The sequence below is a fragment of the Streptomyces sp. NPDC002886 genome (assembly GCF_042888445.1).
GTDB lineage: Bacteria > Actinomycetota > Actinomycetes > Streptomycetales > Streptomycetaceae > Streptomyces.
Genome location: NZ_JBIAPV010000005.1, coordinates 333,006 through 348,984 on the forward strand (window position 1 = coordinate 333,006; position 15,979 = coordinate 348,984).

Consider the following 15,979-nt stretch of genomic DNA (forward strand, 5'->3'; position numbering starts at 1 on the left):
TCCCGTTCGGGAGCGGCGCTCAAGTACCGCTGGTGCTCCGGTGCGTCGTGTGCGGTGCCCGTCCCCGCACTGCGCGACCTGCGGTATGGAAGAGCCTAGAACCACTCCGCGCTGGTGGGGAGATCATTTCAGTCATTGACTTTGCCCTGTCACCGGCTGAAAAGAGCGTTTGGTAAAGCAGTCGGCTGCGGGTGCCCTTGCCGGGCGCCCGCAGCCGGCCCGCTTTGTCAGAGGTACTGACCGGTGTTGGCCACCGTGTCGATGGAGCGTCCGGTGTCCGCGCCTTGCTTTCCGGTGACGAGGGTGCGGATGAATACGATCCGCTCGCCCTTCTTTCCGGAGATTCGGGCCCAGTCGTCGGGGTTGGTGGTGTTGGGCAGGTCTTCGTTCTCCTTGAACTCGTCCACGCAAGCCTGGAGGAGGTGGGCGACGCGAAGGCCCTTCTGGTTGTGCTCGAGGAAGGCCTTGATGGCCATCTTCTTCGCACGGTCCACGATGTTCTGGATCATCGCGCCCGAGTTGAAGTCCTTGAAGTAGAGGACTTCCTTGTCGCCGTTGGCGTACGTGACCTCGAGGAAGCGGTTCTCCTCGGTTTCGGCGTACATCTGCTCGACGACGGTCTGGATCATGCTGTGGACGGTTTCCGCCGTGGAGCCCTGGTGCTCGCCGAGGTCGTCGGTGTGCAGGGGCAGGGTGGCCTTGAGGTACTTCGCGAAGATGTCCTTGGCGGCCTCGGCGCCGGGGCGCTCGATCTTGATCTTCACGTCGAGCCGGCCGGGGCGCAGGATGGCCGGGTCGATCATGTCCTCGCGGTTGGAGGCGCCGATGACGATGACGTTCTCCAGGCCTTCCACGCCGTCGATCTCGGCGAGCAGCTGGGGGACGATGGTGTTCTCCACGTCCGAGCTGACTCCGGATCCGCGGGTGCGGAAGAGGGATTCCATCTCGTCGAAGAAGACGATGACGGGGGTGCCCTCGCTCGCCTTCTCCCTCGCACGCTGGAAGACGAGGCGGATGTGCCGCTCGGTCTCGCCGACGTACTTGTTGAGGAGTTCGGGGCCCTTGATGTTCAGGAAGTAGGACTTCCCGGTGGGCTGGCCGGTGACTTCGGCGACCTTCTTGGCAAGGGAGTTGGCGACGGCCTTGGCGATGAGCGTCTTGCCACAGCCGGGAGGGCCGTAGAGCAGGATGCCCTTCGGGGGCCGCAGTTCGTGTTCCTTGAAGAGGTCGGGGTAGAGGTAGGGGAGCTCGACGGCGTCGCGGATCAGTTCGATCTGGTCGCCCAGGCCGCCGATCTTGTCGTAGTCGATGTCCGGGACCTCTTCGAGGACGAGGTCTTCGACCTCGCTCTTGGGGACGATCTCGTAGACGTAGCCGGAGCGGGGTTCGAGCAGCAGGGAGTCGCCGGGGCGGATGGTGACGTCCAGGAGCGGCTCGGCGAGCCTCACCACCCTTTCCTCGTCGGTGTGCCCGACCACCAGGGCGCGCTCGCCGTCCTCGAGGATTTCCTTGAGGGTGACGATGTCCCCGGCCCGTTCGAACTCCATGGCCTCGACCACGTTGAGGGCCTCGTTGAGCATGACCTCCTGGCCTCGCCGGAGGTCTTCCGGTTCGACGCTGGGGCTCACGTTCACGCGGAGCTTTCGGCCGCCGGTGAAGATGTCGACGGTTCCGTCTTCGTTCGACTGCAGGAAGACTCCGAAGCCGGCCGGCGGCTGTGCGAGCCGGTCGACTTCTTCTTTGAGGGCCACGATCTGGTCGCGGGCCTCGCGCAGGGTGTTCGCCAGCCGCTCGTTCTGTGCGGAGACGCCTGCCAGGTTTGTCTGGAGCTCGACGATCCGCTCTTCGAGAATCCTCGTGTGTCGCGGAGAGTCGGCGAGCTTACGTCGCAGGACGGCGATTTCCTGCTCGAGATAGGCAACCTGGCCGGCGGGGTCCTCAGACCCTCGCCCGGGCCGGATGCCGCGGTTGATGTCGTCGTCGTGGGCTGCCACGGTCCTCACCTCCTCCAAGGGGAGCTGGACGCTTTCTGACCCTACCTGGGCTGGTGGTGATTGAAACCCCTAGATCACAAAGACGGTAGGGGTGTGTCCGATCTTCACCCTTGCGTACTCCCTCCCGTCAAGGAAATACCCACCCATCAACATCGGAAAGCAGCCGGTTGTAAGGTCGAACTGTTCAACACCCGTCAGAGCTCGTGCGACTTGCCTCGCGTTGTGACCGGGATGGATCACTCAGAGCAGGGAACGGCAGGGGATATGACCGTGCAGCAGGAGGCGGCCACCGAGGAGAACACGGGTGCCGCGGGCGTGGCCGGAGAGCCGTTGGAGGTCTGGATCGACCAGGATCTCTGTACGGGCGACGGAATCTGCGTGCAGTACGCACCGGAGGTGTTCGAGCTGGACATCGATGGTCTGGCGTACGTGAAGAGCCCTGCCGACGAGTTGCTCGTGGAGGCGGGGGCGACCACTCCGGTTCCGCTGGTACTGCTCCAGGACGTGGTGGATTCCGCGAAGGAATGTCCCGGGGATTGCATCCATGTAAGGCGGGTTTCGGACAGGGTGGAAGTCTTCGGTCCGGACGCCCCGTAATGGTTCCGGTGAGGGTTCAAACACCTGTGGGGGTCGAGTCGGTAAGCTCCTGGCGGAATTTTCCGCCGGTCCAGCGCCACTTGGCGAGCTGCTTGGTGTCGGGGCTGTAGCGGGGCACTTCGGGCGAGGAGTACCCGAGGAGGCTCGCGGTGACGAGGCCGTCGCGGATGGTGAGGTCGGTCGCGGTCTGCTTGCGGCCGGCTTCGAGGAGTGTGGCGACGACGCGGGGGGTCGCGGTCTTCGCGCGGTCTTGGGCGAGGACGTAGATGGCGTGCGGCGGGGTGCCCGAGCCGGCGTCGCAGCGGACGGCCGCGACGGTTTCGGGGCGGCCGTCGCCGTCGAGGTCGCCTTCGGCGGTGGCCGTGACGGCTTGTGGGAGGCCTTTGCAGTCCAGGGGGTACGTGACCGCGTGCGCGTCGGGAGCGGCCGCCTGGGGGCCGTTCACGGGGCTCTTGGGTGTGGTTCCCCCGGTGGTGTGCACCGGGTCCGCGGAGGCTCCGGTGGCCCGGTCGGGCTGCAGGAGTCCGGCGCCGGCTATGACGGCGGCCAGGGCCGAGGCGGTGGCCAGCCAGTGGACGGGCCGGGTCCGGTGGTGCGCCGGGGCGTGGTTGCTCGGCGCCGGCTCGGCGGGGCTGTGCGGCACGCGGGGTGTCTCCTGTGCGAAGGGTGACGGGGAGCCAGCATCGTGCCACACCTCACATCGGGGTGGAACGGGTGGGTCCGGACCGGTCGGGCCGCCGGCGCGGGGCCGTCCCGTAGGGCAACGAAAAGACGCTGTGCCGCAGTTCCCGGATGTTTCGGGGGAACTGCGGCACAGCGTCTTCGTGTTGGTGGCGCGGGTCGCCCTGCCGGGTGGCGGGGCGCTCCTGGGGGCGTCGGCTGCTCAGGCGCCGTCGCCGGTGTCGGCGGTGATCTCGGTGGCGGCCGTGGCGGCCGTCTCCGCGGTCTTGGCGGCGGACTGGCTGCCGGGGCCGTCGTAGTCCTCGCCGTAGGCGCCCTTGGAGGGGCGGCGGCGGCGCATGGGCGGCTCGACGCCGTCCGCGAGGCGGCGGGCGGTGACGAGGAAGCCGGTGTGGCCGATCATGCGGTGGTCCGGGCGGACGGCCAGGCCTTCGACGTGCCAGTTGCGGATCATCGATTCCCAGGGCTGCGGTTCGGCGTAGCAGCCGAACTCGCGGATGGATTCGACGGTCCGGGAGAGCTGGGTGGTGGTGGCCACGTAGCAGCAGAGGATGCCGCCGGGGACCAGCGCCTTGGAGACGGCCTCCAGGCACTCCCAGGGGGCGAGCATGTCGAGGATCACGCGGTCGACGTCCGTGTCGGACAGGTTGTCCTGGAGGTCGCCCACGGTGAGCTGCCACGCGGGGTGCGGGCCGCCGAAGTAGCGCTCGACGTTGGCCGTGGCGATCTCGGCGAAGTCGGGGCGGCGCTCGTAGCTGTGGAGCATGCCCTGGTCGCCGATGGCGCGCAGCAGGAAGCTGCTCAGGGAGCCGGAGCCGACGCCTGCTTCGACGACGCGGGCGCCGGGGAAGATGTCGGCGAAGGCCAGGATCTGGCCTGCGTCCTTGGGGTAGACCACGGCGGCACCGCGGGGCATGGACAGGACATAGTCGGGGAGCAGGGGACGCAGCGCGAGGTAGGCGACGTTGCCCGTGGTACGGACAACGCTTCCCTCGGGGGAGCCGATCAGCTCGTCGTGCGGGAAGGAACCCTTGTGGGTGTGGAAATTCTTCCCGGCTTCGAGCGTGAACGTGTAGTGGCGGCCCTTGGGGTCGGTGAGCTGTACCTGGTCCCCGACCTCGAAGGGCCCGCGTCGGCGGGCGGCACCGGTCGGTTCGGACATGTGACCAGTGTATTGGCTTCAGGACTGGGGCCGCGCCATGGCCTTCACGAAGGCCTTTTCCACGTCGAGGGTGGACAGGACGCCGTAGATGGCGCCGTCGGGTTGCAGGACGAGGTATTCGGTGGCGGGGGTGGCGCGCAGGTGGTCGAGGAGTTCTTCGCCGCCGAGGTCCGCTGAAACCTTCATGCCGTCGGTGAGGTCTTGGGCGAGGGTGCCGGCGGCGACCCAGGGGCGGCGGTGTTCGGGGACGGAGGCGATGGCGCTTTCGCGGACGATGCCGGTGGGGTCTCCGAGTCCGTCGACGATGACGAGGGCGCGGGCGCCGGCTTCGTTGGCGCGGCGGAGGGCTTCGGAGAGGGGGGTGGCGTTCTCGACGGGGATGGCGCGGCGGGTGAGTTTGCGGGCGTGGAGTTCCGGGAGGTGTTCGCGCAGGCGGGCGACGCGGAGGCTGTTGCCGGCTCCGGTCCAGATGATGCCGGCGAGGATCGCGGCGAGGAGGGCGTCCATGACGGTGTCCATGCCGCCGATGTCGGCGGTGGGGTTGCCGAGGGTCCCGGTGGAGTTCAGGAGGGGCAGGCCGAGGAGGACGGCGACGGCGAGGGCGCGGCCGGCCCAGGCGGCGGCGATGGTGCCGGTCATGGGTTTGCCGGTGATGCCCCAGATGACGGCGCGGAGCATGCGGCCGCCGTCGAGGGGGAGGCCGGGGAGGAGGTTGAAGGCGGCGACGAGGAGGTTGGAGATCATGAGGCCGGCGAGGAGGACGCCGGGGACGCTGGCGGGTTCGACGGTTTTCATGCCGAGGTAGAAGGCGCCGGCGAGGAGGAGGGAGAGGAGGGGGCCGACGAAGGCGAGGACGAATTCGCGGCCGGGGGTTTCGGATTCCTTCTCGATTTCGGAGACGCCGCCGAAGAACTGGAGCTGGATGCGGCGGACGGGGAGTTTGAAGCGGAGGGCGGCGATGGTGTGGGCGAGTTCGTGGACGAGGACCGAGGCGTAGAAGGCGACGGCGAAGAAGAGGGCCACGAGGTAGCGCAGGGTGCCGAGGTCGGGCAGGATGCGGTCGAGCTGGTCGCCGAAGACCCAGGTGATGAGGGCGGCGACGAGGAACCAGCTGGGCGAGACGTAGACGGGCACGCCGAAGGGGCGGCCCATGAGGAGTCCGCCGCCCGGTCCTGAGCGCCGTCCCGCGCGCTCGCCGGTTTCGTCGGTGTCTGCCACGGTTGTCCTTCGTTCGCTGCTGTCCGGTGCGGTGGTGCGCCGGTGGTTCGGGTGTCTTTTTCCCGTGGTGTCGGGGTGCGGCGTTGCGCGGTGTGATGCTCCGATCATGCAGTGCGAGGGGGGTCGGCGTCGATGGTATGCGCGTGCTGTCGGTGGCGGGTCGTAGGGTTTTGTCCATGACGACGAGCCCCGGCAGCGGTCCGGACGATGCAGTGAGTGGTTCCGTGCCCGGACAGGTGCCCGGTTCCGAGCGCGGTTCCGAGCCCGGTGCGGTGCCCGGTTCCGGTGCCGTGCCCGCGCAGGCGGTGGCCGTGGCGCCTTCTTCGCTGTCGCCTTCGCGGGCGAGTGACTTCATGCGGTGTCCGCTGCTGTACCGGTTCCGGGTGATCGACAAGTTGCCGGAGAAGCCGAGCGCGGCGGCGACGCGGGGGACGCTGGTGCACGCGGTGCTGGAGCGGCTCTTCGATCATCCGGCGCCGGAGCGGACGGCGCCGCGGGCGAAGGCGTTGATTCCGGGGCAGTGGGACCGGCTGCTGGAGTCGAAGCCGGAGTTGTCGGAGCTGTTCCCGGGGGGTGACGAGGGGGCGGGGCTGGCGCGCTGGCTGACGGAGGCCGAGGCGTTGGTGGACCGGTGGTTCACGTTGGAGGACCCGACGCGGCTGGAGCCGGTGGAGCGGGAGTTCTTCGTGGAGACGGAGCTGGAGTCGGGGCTGCGGCTGCGCGGGATCATCGACCGGGTGGACGTGGCGCCGACGGGTGAGGTGCGGATCGTCGATTACAAGACGGGGAAGGCGCCGCGGCCGGAGTATGCCGAGGGTGCGCTGTTCCAGATGAAGTTCTACGCGCTGGTGGTGTGGCGGCTGAAGCGGGTGGTGCCGCGGCGGCTGCAGCTGGTGTATCTGGGCAGTGGGGACGTGGTGACGTACGACCCGGTGATCGAGGACCTGGAGCGGATGGAGCGCAAGCTGCTGGCGCTGTGGGAGGCGATCCGGGAGGCGACGGTGACGGGTGACTGGCGGCCGCGGCAGTCGAAGCTGTGCGGCTGGTGTGATCATCAGGCGGTGTGTCCGGAGTTCGGGGGTACTCCCCCGGTCTATCCGCTGGCGTTGCCGTCCGGCGGGCGGGGCGAATCCTGATCTCGGCGTCAGGGCAGAATGGGCCGGGTTCCCTGGTGGTGTCCGATTGAACCCGATGGCCCGAAGACCCGATGGCCCGATGATCCGATGAGCCCTACGAATACGAGGTGGACCCCGTGGCGATCCGCGTACTGCTGGTCGACGATCAGCCCCTGCTGCGTACCGGTTTCCGGATGATCCTGGAGGCCGAGCAGGACTTGGCGGTGGTCGGTGAGGCCGGGGACGGTCTGCAGGCGCTGGACCAGGTGCGGGCGTTGCAGCCCGATGTGGTGCTGATGGACATCCGGATGCCGCGGATGGACGGGGTGGAGGCGACGCGGCAGATCACGGGTCCGGGCCGGGACGGTCCGGCGAAGGTGCTGGTGCTGACGACGTTCGATCTGGACGAGTACGTGGTGGAGGCGCTGCGGGCGGGGGCCAGCGGGTTCTTGCTGAAGGACGCGCCGGCGACGGAGCTGGTGCAGGCGATCCGGGTGGTGGCGGGTGGCGAGGCGATGCTGGCGCCGAGCATCACGCGTCGGCTGCTGGACAAGTACGCGGGGCATCTGCCGTCGGGTGAGGACACCGTTCCGGACATGATCGCTTCGTTGACGGAGCGTGAGGTCGAGGTGCTGAAGCTGGTGGCCCGGGGGTTGTCGAACGCGGAGATCGCGGCGGATCTGTTCGTGAGCGAGACGACGGTGAAGACGCATGTGGGTCATGTGCTGACGAAGCTGGGTCTGCGTGACCGGGTGCAGGCGGCGGTGTACGCGTACGAGAGCGGTCTGGTGCGTCCGGGGGCCGGCCAGTAGGCAGGTCGGCGGGCGGGTCGCCGGGCGGCTCCGTTCGCTGGTTCGCAGGTACGGGTACGGGCCCGCTTCCGCTTCGTGCGGAGGCGGGCCCGTAGCCGTTGCGCCGGCCCTGACGGGGTGGCTCAGCCCTTGCTGATCTCCCAGAAGCGGAAGACGGTGGAGGCGTCCAGGGACCACTGCAGGCCGGTCACGTTCTGGCGGGTGACGGCGTACTGCTTGCTCTGCCAGAGCGGGAGCAGGGGGATCTCGTCGGCGACGATGTCCTGGAGGCGGGCGTAGTCGCCGCTGGTGGAGGAGCGGTCGGCCTTGGCGGAGGTCGACGGGATGATGCTCCCGGTGATCTCCTTGTTGTCGTAGTTGTTGTGCAGCACGTTGTCGGGGCCGAAGAAGGGCTGCGTGAAGTTGTCGGCGTCGGGGTAGTCGGGGACCCAGCCCTTGACGTAGACGCCGTACTTGCCGGCCTGGATGTCCTTCTCGTACTGCTCGAACTCGACGGACTTCACGTCGGCCTGGAAGAGGCCGCTGGCGTTGAGCTGCTTGGCGATGAGCTGGAATTCCTGGTCCGTCGAGGGGCCGTAGCGGCTGGGCGTCGAGTACAGGGTGATCTTGACCTTGTCCTTGATGCCGGCCGCGCGGAGGGTGGCCTTGGCCTTCTCGGGCTGGGGGGTGCCGCCGTAGCGGTCGAAGAAGGCGGTGGTGTGGGAGGCGATGCCGGCCGGGACGATGGAGTAGAGCGGGGTGGCGGTGCCGTCGTAGACCTCGCGGACGAGCGCTTCGCGGTCGACGAGGTAGGCGATGGCCTTGCGGACGGGGAGCTTCCCGGCGACGGGGTCGGCCGTGTTGAAGACGAGGTGTTCGACTTCGGCGCCGGCGCCCTGGACGACTTCGACCTTCTGCTCGCCGGTCTGGGAGGCGAGGCCCGCGATGTCCTTGGCGGCGAGGCCGCGGAAGGCGAAGTCGACCTCTCCGCTTTCGAGGACCTTCTTGAGGGCGGCCTGGTCCTCGTTGAAGAACTTCATGGTGACGCCGCTGTTCTTCGCCTTGGCCTTGCCGGTGTAGCTGTCGTTGACGGAGAAGGAGGCGCTCTTGTCGTTGATGGAGTCCAGCTTGTAGACGCCGGATCCGACGGCCTTGCCGTCGGTGCGGAGCTTGTCGGCCGGGTACTCGGTGTGGTCGACGATGGAGCCGGCGCCGGATGCGATCTTGCTGGGGAAGGTCGCGTCGGGGGCCTTGAGGTGGAAGACGACGGTCTTGTCGTCGGGGGTGTCGATGCTGCCGATCGACGCGAGCATGACGGCGGGGCCGTTCTCGTCGTTGATCTTGAGGGTGCGCTCGAAGGAGTACTTGACGTCCTTGGCGGTGAGGCTGTTGCCGTTGCTGAACTTCAGGCCGCCGCGCAGGGTGCAGCTGTAGGTCTTGCTCTCGTTGCCCTCGAAGCCGCAGGACTGTGCCGCGTCGGGTTCGGGGTTGGTGCCGCCCTTGGGGAAGCCGAGCAGGGACTGGAAGACGTTGTTGAAGAGCACCCAGGAGCCGGGGTCGTAGCCCGAGGCGGGGTCGGTGGCCTTCACCTTGTCGGATATGCCCATGACGACGCCCTTGCCGCCGCCGGCGGCGTTGGAGCCGTCGGTCGCACCGCAACCGGTCAGCAGCGCGGCGGCGGTGGCCGCTCCGAGGGGGGCGACCAACCACTGGTTCCGTGTCTTCACGCGAACATCCTTCTCAGTCTTACTGCTCGTCTGGTTCTGGTGCCGGGGAGGGCCGGCACCAGGACCTGGTGCCGAGGGCTTGGTGCCGGGGCGTCAGCCGCTGACGCCGCGGCCGAGTTCCCACAGCTGGAGGTCGGAGATGGCGTTGACCGACCATTCCACTCCGGTGATCCCGTCGCGTGCGGCGACGTACTGCTTGCCCTGCCACAGGGGCAGGACGGGTACGTCCTCGGCGACGATGTCCTGCATCTCCGCGATCGCGGGGCCGGCGACGCCTCGGTCGACGGCGCGGCGCGATTCGGGGATGAGCTTGGTGCGCACCGTGGTGTTGGCGTACGGCGTGCCCAGGAAGTTGTCCTGCTCCAGGAAGGGGGCGAGGAAGTTGTCGGCGTCGGGGTAGTCGGGGAACCAGCCGAGCCCGTAGGCGGCGTATTCGCCCTTCTTCTGGGCGGGCCGGAAGTCGGCCCAGTCGGTGCCCTGGACGGTGATGTCGAAGAGCCGGGTGGAGTTCAGCTGGGCCTTGAGGGCTTCGAACTCGGCCGCGGTGCCGTCGCCGTAGTGGTCGTTGGTGTAGTGGAGGGTGAGCTTGACCGGGGTTTTGATCCCGGCGGCCTTCAGCAGGTCGGCGGCCTTGGCGGTGTTGGCTTCGCCGTACTTGTTGAAGAAGGAGTTGACATGGCCGGTCACGGTGGTGGGGACCAGTGAGTACAGGGGCTGCGCGGACTTGCCGTAGACCTTGGTGATGAGGGCGTTCCGGTCGACGGCCGCGGCGAGGGCCTGGCGTACGGCCTTGTCCTTGACGGTGGGGGCGTCGGTGTTGAAGCCGAGGTAGCGGATCTCCAGGCCGGGCATGGGGACGAGCTTGATGCCCTTGGGGGGGTTGGCGGAGAGTTCGGTGATCTGCGCGGGCGACAGGGTGCGGGAGACCATGTGGACGGCCCCGTCCTCCAGTGCCTTGCCGACGGCTTCGGAGTCGTCGAAGGTGCGCAGTTCGGCCTTGTCGTTCTGGAGTTTGAGATCGCCCCGGTAGTGCGGGTTCTTGGTGAAGACGGCGCGGACGAGGCGGTTGTCCTTGACTTCGGCCTTCATCGTGTAGGGGCCGGAGCCGTCGACGTTGAAGCCGGTGCGGAGCTTTTTGGCGTCGTACTTCTTGGCGCTGACGATGCCCGCGGCGGGGGTGGAGAGCTTCTGCGGGAAGGTGGCGTCGGCGGTCTTGAGGTGGAAGACGACGGTGTCGGTGCCCTTGGTCTCGACGGTGTCGATGGTGGAGAGCAGCGAGGAGGGGCCGTTCTCGTCCTTGATGGCGAGGACGCGTTCGATGGAGAACTTGACGTCCTTGGCGGTGAGGGGGCTGCCGTCGGCGAAGGTGAGGCCGGTGCGCAGGACGCAGCGGTAGCTCTCGTTGCCGGTGTCGGTGAAGCGGCAGTCGTTGGCCGCTTCGGGGACGGGGCTGCCGCCGCCGCGCGGGGTGTGCATCAGCGTCTGGACGGTCTGGCGGAGGATGTTCCAGGCGCCGGCGTCGTAGGCGTAGGCGGGGTCGAGCGGGGCGGGGGCGTATTCGGCTGCCTCGAACCGGTCGGTGGTGCCGACGACGATCGTTCCGGATCCCGCTCCTGCGCCGCTGGTGCTGCCGCAGGCGGTCAGCGCGGGGGTGAGCAGTCCGGCGGCTGCCGTCAGCGCCATGGTCGTGCGGTTCATGCTGGTAGTACTCCCTCGACCCGGCACTTGTTCAAAGCTGGCGTGGAGGGCATCGCGACGGTCGCCCGTTCTGGGCGGAACGATCGGGCCGGTGGTGTGACGATCGGTCCACGCGGTTCCGGATACAGGGGTGTGTGTCCGGGACGGCTGAGGTGCGGCGCAGTGCCCGGATCGACATTAGTGGCCTGCGGAGGGGTGGCTTGAACGGTGTGGCGCGGGGGTGTTGTCGCTCTGTCGCGGGAGCTGACGGGGGGTGTGCGCGGGGGTGTGCGCAGATTCGGTCAGGTGCTGATCAATGGGGACACAAGGGGTGGTGCGGGAGGGCGCGCAGTGGTGCGAAGGGGTCTTTGCGGGTGACAAAGGTCACCCGGGACAACTCCCCCGGTAGGGATGGAATTTCGGCCTCCGGGGAAGTGCGCGGGAGATCCGCCCGCGGGACCTTGGTCCTGGGGCGGATCGTCCGGTACGGAGCGTGCGCGGTCAGTTCAGCGGAGTGATGAGGGAGCGCAGGAAGGGCAGGTCGACGTCTTCGAGGGAGCGGACGATGGTGCGGCCGGGGGCGGGTGCGATCAGGCCCACGGAGGGGATGGCGACGACCCTGCATCCGGCGGCTTCGGCGGCGGCGACGCCGGTGGCGGTGTCCTCGATGACGGCGCAGCGGGAGGGGTGGGCGCCGAGGGCGCCGGCGGCGAGGAGGTAGGGGTCGGGGTGCGGCTTGGTGCGCGCGACCTCGTCTCCGGCGACGGTCATGGTGAAGCGGTCGCGGCCGAGGGTGAGCAGGACCTGGTCGATGACGCGCCGGTGGGAGGCGGAGACCAGGGCGGTGGGGACGTTGTGCCGGGCGAGTTCGCTCAGGAGGCGTTCGGCGCCGGGCATGAGGGGGACGCGGTCGGCGATACGGGCTTCGAAGCGCTCGTTGAGCAGGACGCTGAGTTCGGCGAGGCCGATGTCGGCGCCGGTGGCTTCGATGAGGAAGGCGCCGCTGCGGGTCATGGGGCCGCCGACGACGATGTCGCGCCAGGATTCGTCGAGGCGGTGGCCGAGTTCGCCGAAGACGCCGACTTCGATCTCCCACCAGAATCCCTCGGTGTCGACGAGGGTGCCGTCCATGTCGAGCAGCACCGCCTGCAGGGCGTGTCCGTCGGCCGTACGGGCGACGGGGGCGGGGACTGTGCTCGTCATGCGCGCACCTTTCCGGGGGTCCGTTGGGGACGAGAAGGCCGGTCACCTCGCCTCCGGGGGCGTGCCCGGGGGAACAGGTGACCGGCCTGTATGGGACCGACTAGTGTACGCCGGTCCGTCTCGATGTGCGCTGTATTACGCCGCCGCGTGCGCGGGGGCGCTTTTCCGCTGGCGCCGGGGTGCGTCTCAGCGGGCGTTGAAGTACTTCGCTTCGGGGTGGTGGATGACGATGGCGTCGGTGGACTGCTCGGGGTGGAGCTGGAACTCCTCCGAGAGGTGGACGCCGATGCGCTCCGGCTGGAGGAGGTCGGCGATCTTGGCGCGGTCCTCCAGGTCGGGGCAGGCGCCGTAGCCGAGGGAGAAGCGGGCGCCGCGGTACTTCAGGTCGAACATGTCCTCGACCTTGGAGGGGTCCTCGCCGCCGAAGCCGAGCTCGGCGCGGACGCGGGCGTGCCAGTACTCGGCCATGGCCTCGGCGAGCTGGACGGAGAGGCCGTGGAGCTCCAGGTAGTCGCGGTAGGAGTCGGACTCGAACAGCTTGGCCGTGGCCTCGCCGATCTTGGAGCCGACGGTGACGACCTGGAGGCCGACGACGTCGATCTCGCCGGATTCCTCGGGGCGGAAGAAGTCGGCGAGGCACAGGCGGCGGCCGCGGCGCTGGCGGGGGAAGGTGAAGCGGGTCCGCTCGTTGCCGGCGTCGTCGAGGATGATCAGGTCCTCGCCCTTGGAGACGCAGGGGAAGTAGCCGTAGACGACCGCGGCTTCGAGGAGGTTCTCGGTGTGCAGCTTGTCGAGGAGGCCGCGCAGGCGCGGGCGGCCCTCGCTCTCGACGAGTTCCTCGTAGGTGGCGCCGCCGGCGCGGGCCTGCTTGAGGCCCCACTGGCCCTTGAAGAGGGCGCCTTCGTCGAGCCAGGAGGCGTAGTCCTTGAGCGGGATGCCCTTGACGACGCGGGTGCCCCAGAACGGCGGGGTGGGGACGGGGTTGTCGGTGGAGGTGTCGGAGCGGCCGCCGGGCTCTTCGGTCTCCTCCACCGCCAGGGGGGTGTCGCGCTTGGCGACGCGGCGCTGCTTGAGTTCGGGGAGGCTCGCCCCGGGGACTCCGCGCTTGACGGCGATGAGGGCGTCCATCAGGCGCAGGCCCTCGAAGGCGTCGCGGGCGTAGCGGACTTCGCCCTCGTAGATCTCGTGGAGGTCCTGTTCGACGTAGGCGCGGGTGAGGGCGGCGCCGCCGAGGATGACCGGGTAGTCGGCCGCCAGCTTGCGCTGGTTCAGCTCCTCCAGGTTCTCCTTCATGATCACCGTGGACTTGACCAGCAGGCCGGACATGCCGATGACGTCGGCCTTGTGTTCCTGTGCGGCTTCCAGGATCGCGGAGACCGGCTGCTTGATGCCGATGTTGACCACGTTGTAGCCGTTGTTGGTCAGGATGATGTCGACGAGGTTCTTGCCGATGTCGTGGACGTCGCCGCGGACGGTGGCCAGGACGATGGTGCCCTTGCCCTCGTCGTCGCTCTTCTCCATGTGCGGTTCCAGGTGGGCCACCGCGGTCTTCATGACCTCGGCGGACTGCAGGACGAAGGGGAGCTGCATCTGGCCGGAGCCGAACAGCTCGCCGACGACCTTCATGCCCTCCAGGAGGGTGTCGTTGACGATGTCGAGGGCGGGGCGGGTCTGGAGGGCCTCGTCGAGGTCGTCGCCCAGGCCGTTCTTCTCGCCGTCGATGATGCGGCGCTGCAGGCGCTCGTCCAGCGGCAGGGCGAGGAGTTCCTCGGCGCGGCCGGCCTTCATCGACTTGGTGTTGACGCCTTCGAAGAGGGCCATCAGCTTCTGCAGCGGGTCGTAGCCCTCGGCGCGCCGGTCGTAGATCAGGTCGAGGGCGGTGGTGACCTGCTCCTCGTCGAACCGGGCGATCGGCAGGATCTTGGAGGCGTGCACGATCGCGGAGTCCAGGCCGGCCTTGACGCACTCGTCGAGGAAGACGGAGTTCAGCAGGACGCGGGCGGCCGGGTTGAGGCCGAAGGAGATGTTGGAGAGGCCGAGCGTGGTCTGGACGTCGGGGTGGCGGCGCTTGAGTTCGCGGATCGACTCGATCGTGGCGATGCCGTCCTTGCGGGACTCTTCCTGGCCGGTGCAGATGGTGAAGGTCAGGGTGTCGATGAGGATGTCCGACTCGAGGATTCCCCAGTTCCCGGTGAGGTCCTCGATGAGGCGCTGGGCGATGGCGACCTTGTGCTCGACGGTGCGGGCTTGGCCCTCCTCGTCGATGGTCAGCGCGATCAGTGCGGCGCCGTGCTCCTGGGCGAGGCGGGTGACCTTCGCGAAGCGGGATTCGGGGCCGTCGCCGTCCTCGTAGTTCACGGAGTTGATGACGGCGCGGCCGCCGAGCTTCTCCAGGCCGGCCCGCAGGACGGGGACCTCGGTGGAGTCCAGGACGATGGGCAGGGTGGAGGCGGTCGCGAAGCGGCCGGCGAGCTCCTTCATGTCGGCGACGCCGTCGCGGCCGACGTAGTCCACGCACAGGTCGAGCATGTGCGCGCCTTCGCGGATCTGGTCGCGGACCATCTCCACGCAGTCGTCCCAGCGGGCTTCGAGCATGGCCTCGCGGAACTTCTTGGATCCGTTGGCGTTCGTGCGCTCGCCGATCGCCATGTACGAGATGTCCTGGCGGAAGGGGACGGTCTGGTAGAGCGAGGAGGCGCCGGGCTCGGGGCGGGGGTCGCGGACGGCCGGGTTCAGGCCGCGGACGCGCTCGACGACCTGGCGCAGGTGCTCGGGGGTGGTGCCGCAGCAGCCGCCGACCAGGGAGAGGCCGTATTCGCGGACGAAGGTCTCCTGGGCGTCGGCGAGCTCGCTCGCGGACAGCGGGTAGTGGGCGCCGTTCTTGCCGAGGACCGGCAGGCCCGCGTTGGGCATGCAGGAGAGCGGGATGCGGGAGTTGCGCGCGAGGTAGCGCAGGTGCTCGCTCATCTCGGCGGGGCCGGTGGCGCAGTTCAGGCCGATCATGTCGATGCCCAGGGGCTCCAGCGCGGTCAGCGCGGCGCCGATCTCCGAGCCGAGGAGCATCGTGCCGGTGGTTTCCACGGTCACGGAGCAGATCAGCGGGACGGAGACGCCGAGGGCTTCCATGGCGCGGCGGGCGCCGACGATGGAGGACTTGGTCTGCAGGAGGTCCTGGGTGGTCTCGACGAGGAGCGCGTCGGCGCCGCCGGTGATCAGGCCTTCGGCGTTGATCTGGTAGGCGTCGCGGATGGTTCCGTAGTCGATGTGACCGAGGGTGGGCAGCTTGGTGCCGGGGCCCATCGAGCCGAGGACCCAGCGCTGCTGTCCGGTGGAGGCGGTGAACTCGTCGGCGATCTCGCGGGCGATCCGGGCACCGGCGAGCGACAGCTCGTGGTTGCGGTCGGCGATGTCGTACTCGGCGAGGGCGGCGTAGTTGGTGCCGAAGGTGTTGGTCTCGACGCAGTCGACGCCGGCTTCGAAGTACTCGCGGTGCACGTTGGCCACGATGTCGGGGCGGGTGACGTTGAGGACCTCGTTGCAGCCTTCGAGCTGTTCGAAGTCTTCCAGGGTGGGGTCCTGGGCCTGGAGCATGGTTCCCATGGCTCCGTCGGCGACGACCACGCGGGTCGCCAGTGCCTGGCGGAGGGCATCGGCCCGGGTCTGGGTGTCAGCGGGCGGGTTCGGCAACGAGGCCATGGTTGAGCTCCCTGGGATGCGACGGCTGTCGGCTTTGCACCCCCTCTGTGTCAAGGGTGCACGCGGCCAGGGTAACGGGGGAGACCCTGCCCCGGTGAGGCCGTCCCACGTGGCGGAC

The 15,979-nt window shown here is 68.6% G+C and carries 11 protein-coding genes; 3 read left to right on the forward strand and 8 right to left on the reverse strand.

The features are described from left to right. Positions 1 to 227 precede the first annotated feature (227 nt). On the reverse strand, positions 228 to 1,994 hold the full coding sequence (gene arc / locus ACFYYB_RS25075; protein ID WP_250740357.1) for a proteasome ATPase: 1,767 nt from the start codon (positions 1,992 to 1,994) through the stop codon (positions 228 to 230). Positions 1,995 to 2,258: 264 nt separating this feature from the next. Here arc and ACFYYB_RS25080 point away from each other — a divergent pair, with 264 nt between their 5' ends. Continuing rightward, positions 2,259 to 2,591 (forward strand): ferredoxin, encoded by a 333-nt coding sequence (locus ACFYYB_RS25080; RefSeq protein ID WP_389437537.1) that lies wholly within the window; start codon positions 2,259 to 2,261, stop codon positions 2,589 to 2,591. Between the two features lie 16 nt (positions 2,592 to 2,607). Here ACFYYB_RS25080 and ACFYYB_RS25085 read toward each other — a convergent pair whose 3' ends face one another. From ACFYYB_RS25085 to ACFYYB_RS25095, 3 genes are all read right to left on the reverse strand, one after another. Then, positions 2,608 to 3,234: a hypothetical protein gene (locus ACFYYB_RS25085; protein WP_389437540.1), complete on the reverse strand. Its 627-nt coding sequence runs from the start codon at positions 3,232 to 3,234 to the stop codon at positions 2,608 to 2,610. A 240-nt stretch (positions 3,235 to 3,474) separates the two neighbouring features. Further along, positions 3,475 to 4,434 carry a tRNA (adenine-N1)-methyltransferase gene (locus ACFYYB_RS25090; RefSeq protein WP_389437542.1) on the reverse strand — a complete coding sequence of 320 codons (960 nt, stop codon included), beginning with the start codon at positions 4,432 to 4,434 and terminating at the stop codon, positions 3,475 to 3,477. A gap of 18 nt (positions 4,435 to 4,452) precedes the next feature. After that, positions 4,453 to 5,760 (reverse strand): site-2 protease family protein, encoded by a 1,308-nt coding sequence (locus tag ACFYYB_RS25095; protein ID WP_389437543.1) that lies wholly within the window; start codon positions 5,758 to 5,760, stop codon positions 4,453 to 4,455. 68 nt (positions 5,761 to 5,828) lie between these two features. On the opposite strand from ACFYYB_RS25095, the gene ACFYYB_RS25100 reads away from it, so the two are divergent. Together ACFYYB_RS25100 and ACFYYB_RS25105 are read left to right on the forward strand one after the other, a co-directional pair. Next, positions 5,829 to 6,788, forward strand: a complete 960-nt coding sequence (locus tag ACFYYB_RS25100) for a RecB family exonuclease (protein WP_389437544.1) — start codon at positions 5,829 to 5,831, stop codon at positions 6,786 to 6,788. Positions 6,789 to 6,904: 116 nt separating this feature from the next. Further along, positions 6,905 to 7,579 (forward strand): response regulator transcription factor, encoded by a 675-nt coding sequence (locus tag ACFYYB_RS25105; RefSeq protein WP_327307567.1) that lies wholly within the window; start codon positions 6,905 to 6,907, stop codon positions 7,577 to 7,579. Positions 7,580 to 7,701: 122 nt separating this feature from the next. Here the strand turns inward: ACFYYB_RS25105 and ACFYYB_RS25110 are convergent, their stop codons facing one another. The 4 genes from ACFYYB_RS25110 to metH all read right to left on the reverse strand — a co-directional run bounded on the left by ACFYYB_RS25110 (position 7,702) and on the right by metH (position 15,861). Continuing rightward, entirely contained in the window at positions 7,702 to 9,285 is a 1,584-nt protein-coding gene (locus tag ACFYYB_RS25110; protein WP_389437547.1) for an ABC transporter substrate-binding protein, read from the reverse strand. A gap of 93 nt (positions 9,286 to 9,378) precedes the next feature. Next, a complete protein-coding gene (locus ACFYYB_RS25115) occupies positions 9,379 to 10,983 on the reverse strand; it encodes an ABC transporter substrate-binding protein (RefSeq protein WP_389437550.1) in 1,605 nt (534 codons plus the stop codon). Between the two features lie 480 nt (positions 10,984 to 11,463). After that, a complete protein-coding gene (locus ACFYYB_RS25120) occupies positions 11,464 to 12,165 on the reverse strand; it encodes an HAD family phosphatase (RefSeq protein ID WP_327307564.1) in 702 nt (233 codons plus the stop codon). A gap of 186 nt (positions 12,166 to 12,351) precedes the next feature. Continuing rightward, positions 12,352 to 15,861 carry a methionine synthase gene (metH, locus tag ACFYYB_RS25125; RefSeq protein ID WP_389437554.1) on the reverse strand — a complete coding sequence of 1,170 codons (3,510 nt, stop codon included), beginning with the start codon at positions 15,859 to 15,861 and terminating at the stop codon, positions 12,352 to 12,354. Positions 15,862 to 15,979 lie beyond the last annotated feature (118 nt).

Excerpts from the sequence above, each read along its gene's own strand:
- ACFYYB_RS25115 (WP_389437550.1), bottom strand. The coding sequence starts at position 10,983 with ATGAACCGCACGACCATGGCGCTGACGGCAGCCGCCGGACTGCTCACC.
- ACFYYB_RS25095 (WP_389437543.1), bottom strand. The coding sequence starts at position 5,760 with ATGATCGGAGCATCACACCGCGCAACGCCGCACCCCGACACCACGGGA.
- ACFYYB_RS25090 (WP_389437542.1), bottom strand. The coding sequence starts at position 4,434 with ATGTCCGAACCGACCGGTGCCGCCCGCCGACGCGGGCCCTTCGAGGTC.
- ACFYYB_RS25120 (WP_327307564.1), bottom strand. The coding sequence starts at position 12,165 with ATGACGAGCACAGTCCCCGCCCCCGTCGCCCGTACGGCCGACGGACAC.
- ACFYYB_RS25100 (WP_389437544.1), top strand. The coding sequence starts at position 5,829 with ATGACGACGAGCCCCGGCAGCGGTCCGGACGATGCAGTGAGTGGTTCC.
- ACFYYB_RS25080 (WP_389437537.1), top strand. The coding sequence starts at position 2,259 with ATGACCGTGCAGCAGGAGGCGGCCACCGAGGAGAACACGGGTGCCGCG.
- metH (WP_389437554.1), bottom strand. The coding sequence starts at position 15,861 with ATGGCCTCGTTGCCGAACCCGCCCGCTGACACCCAGACCCGGGCCGAT.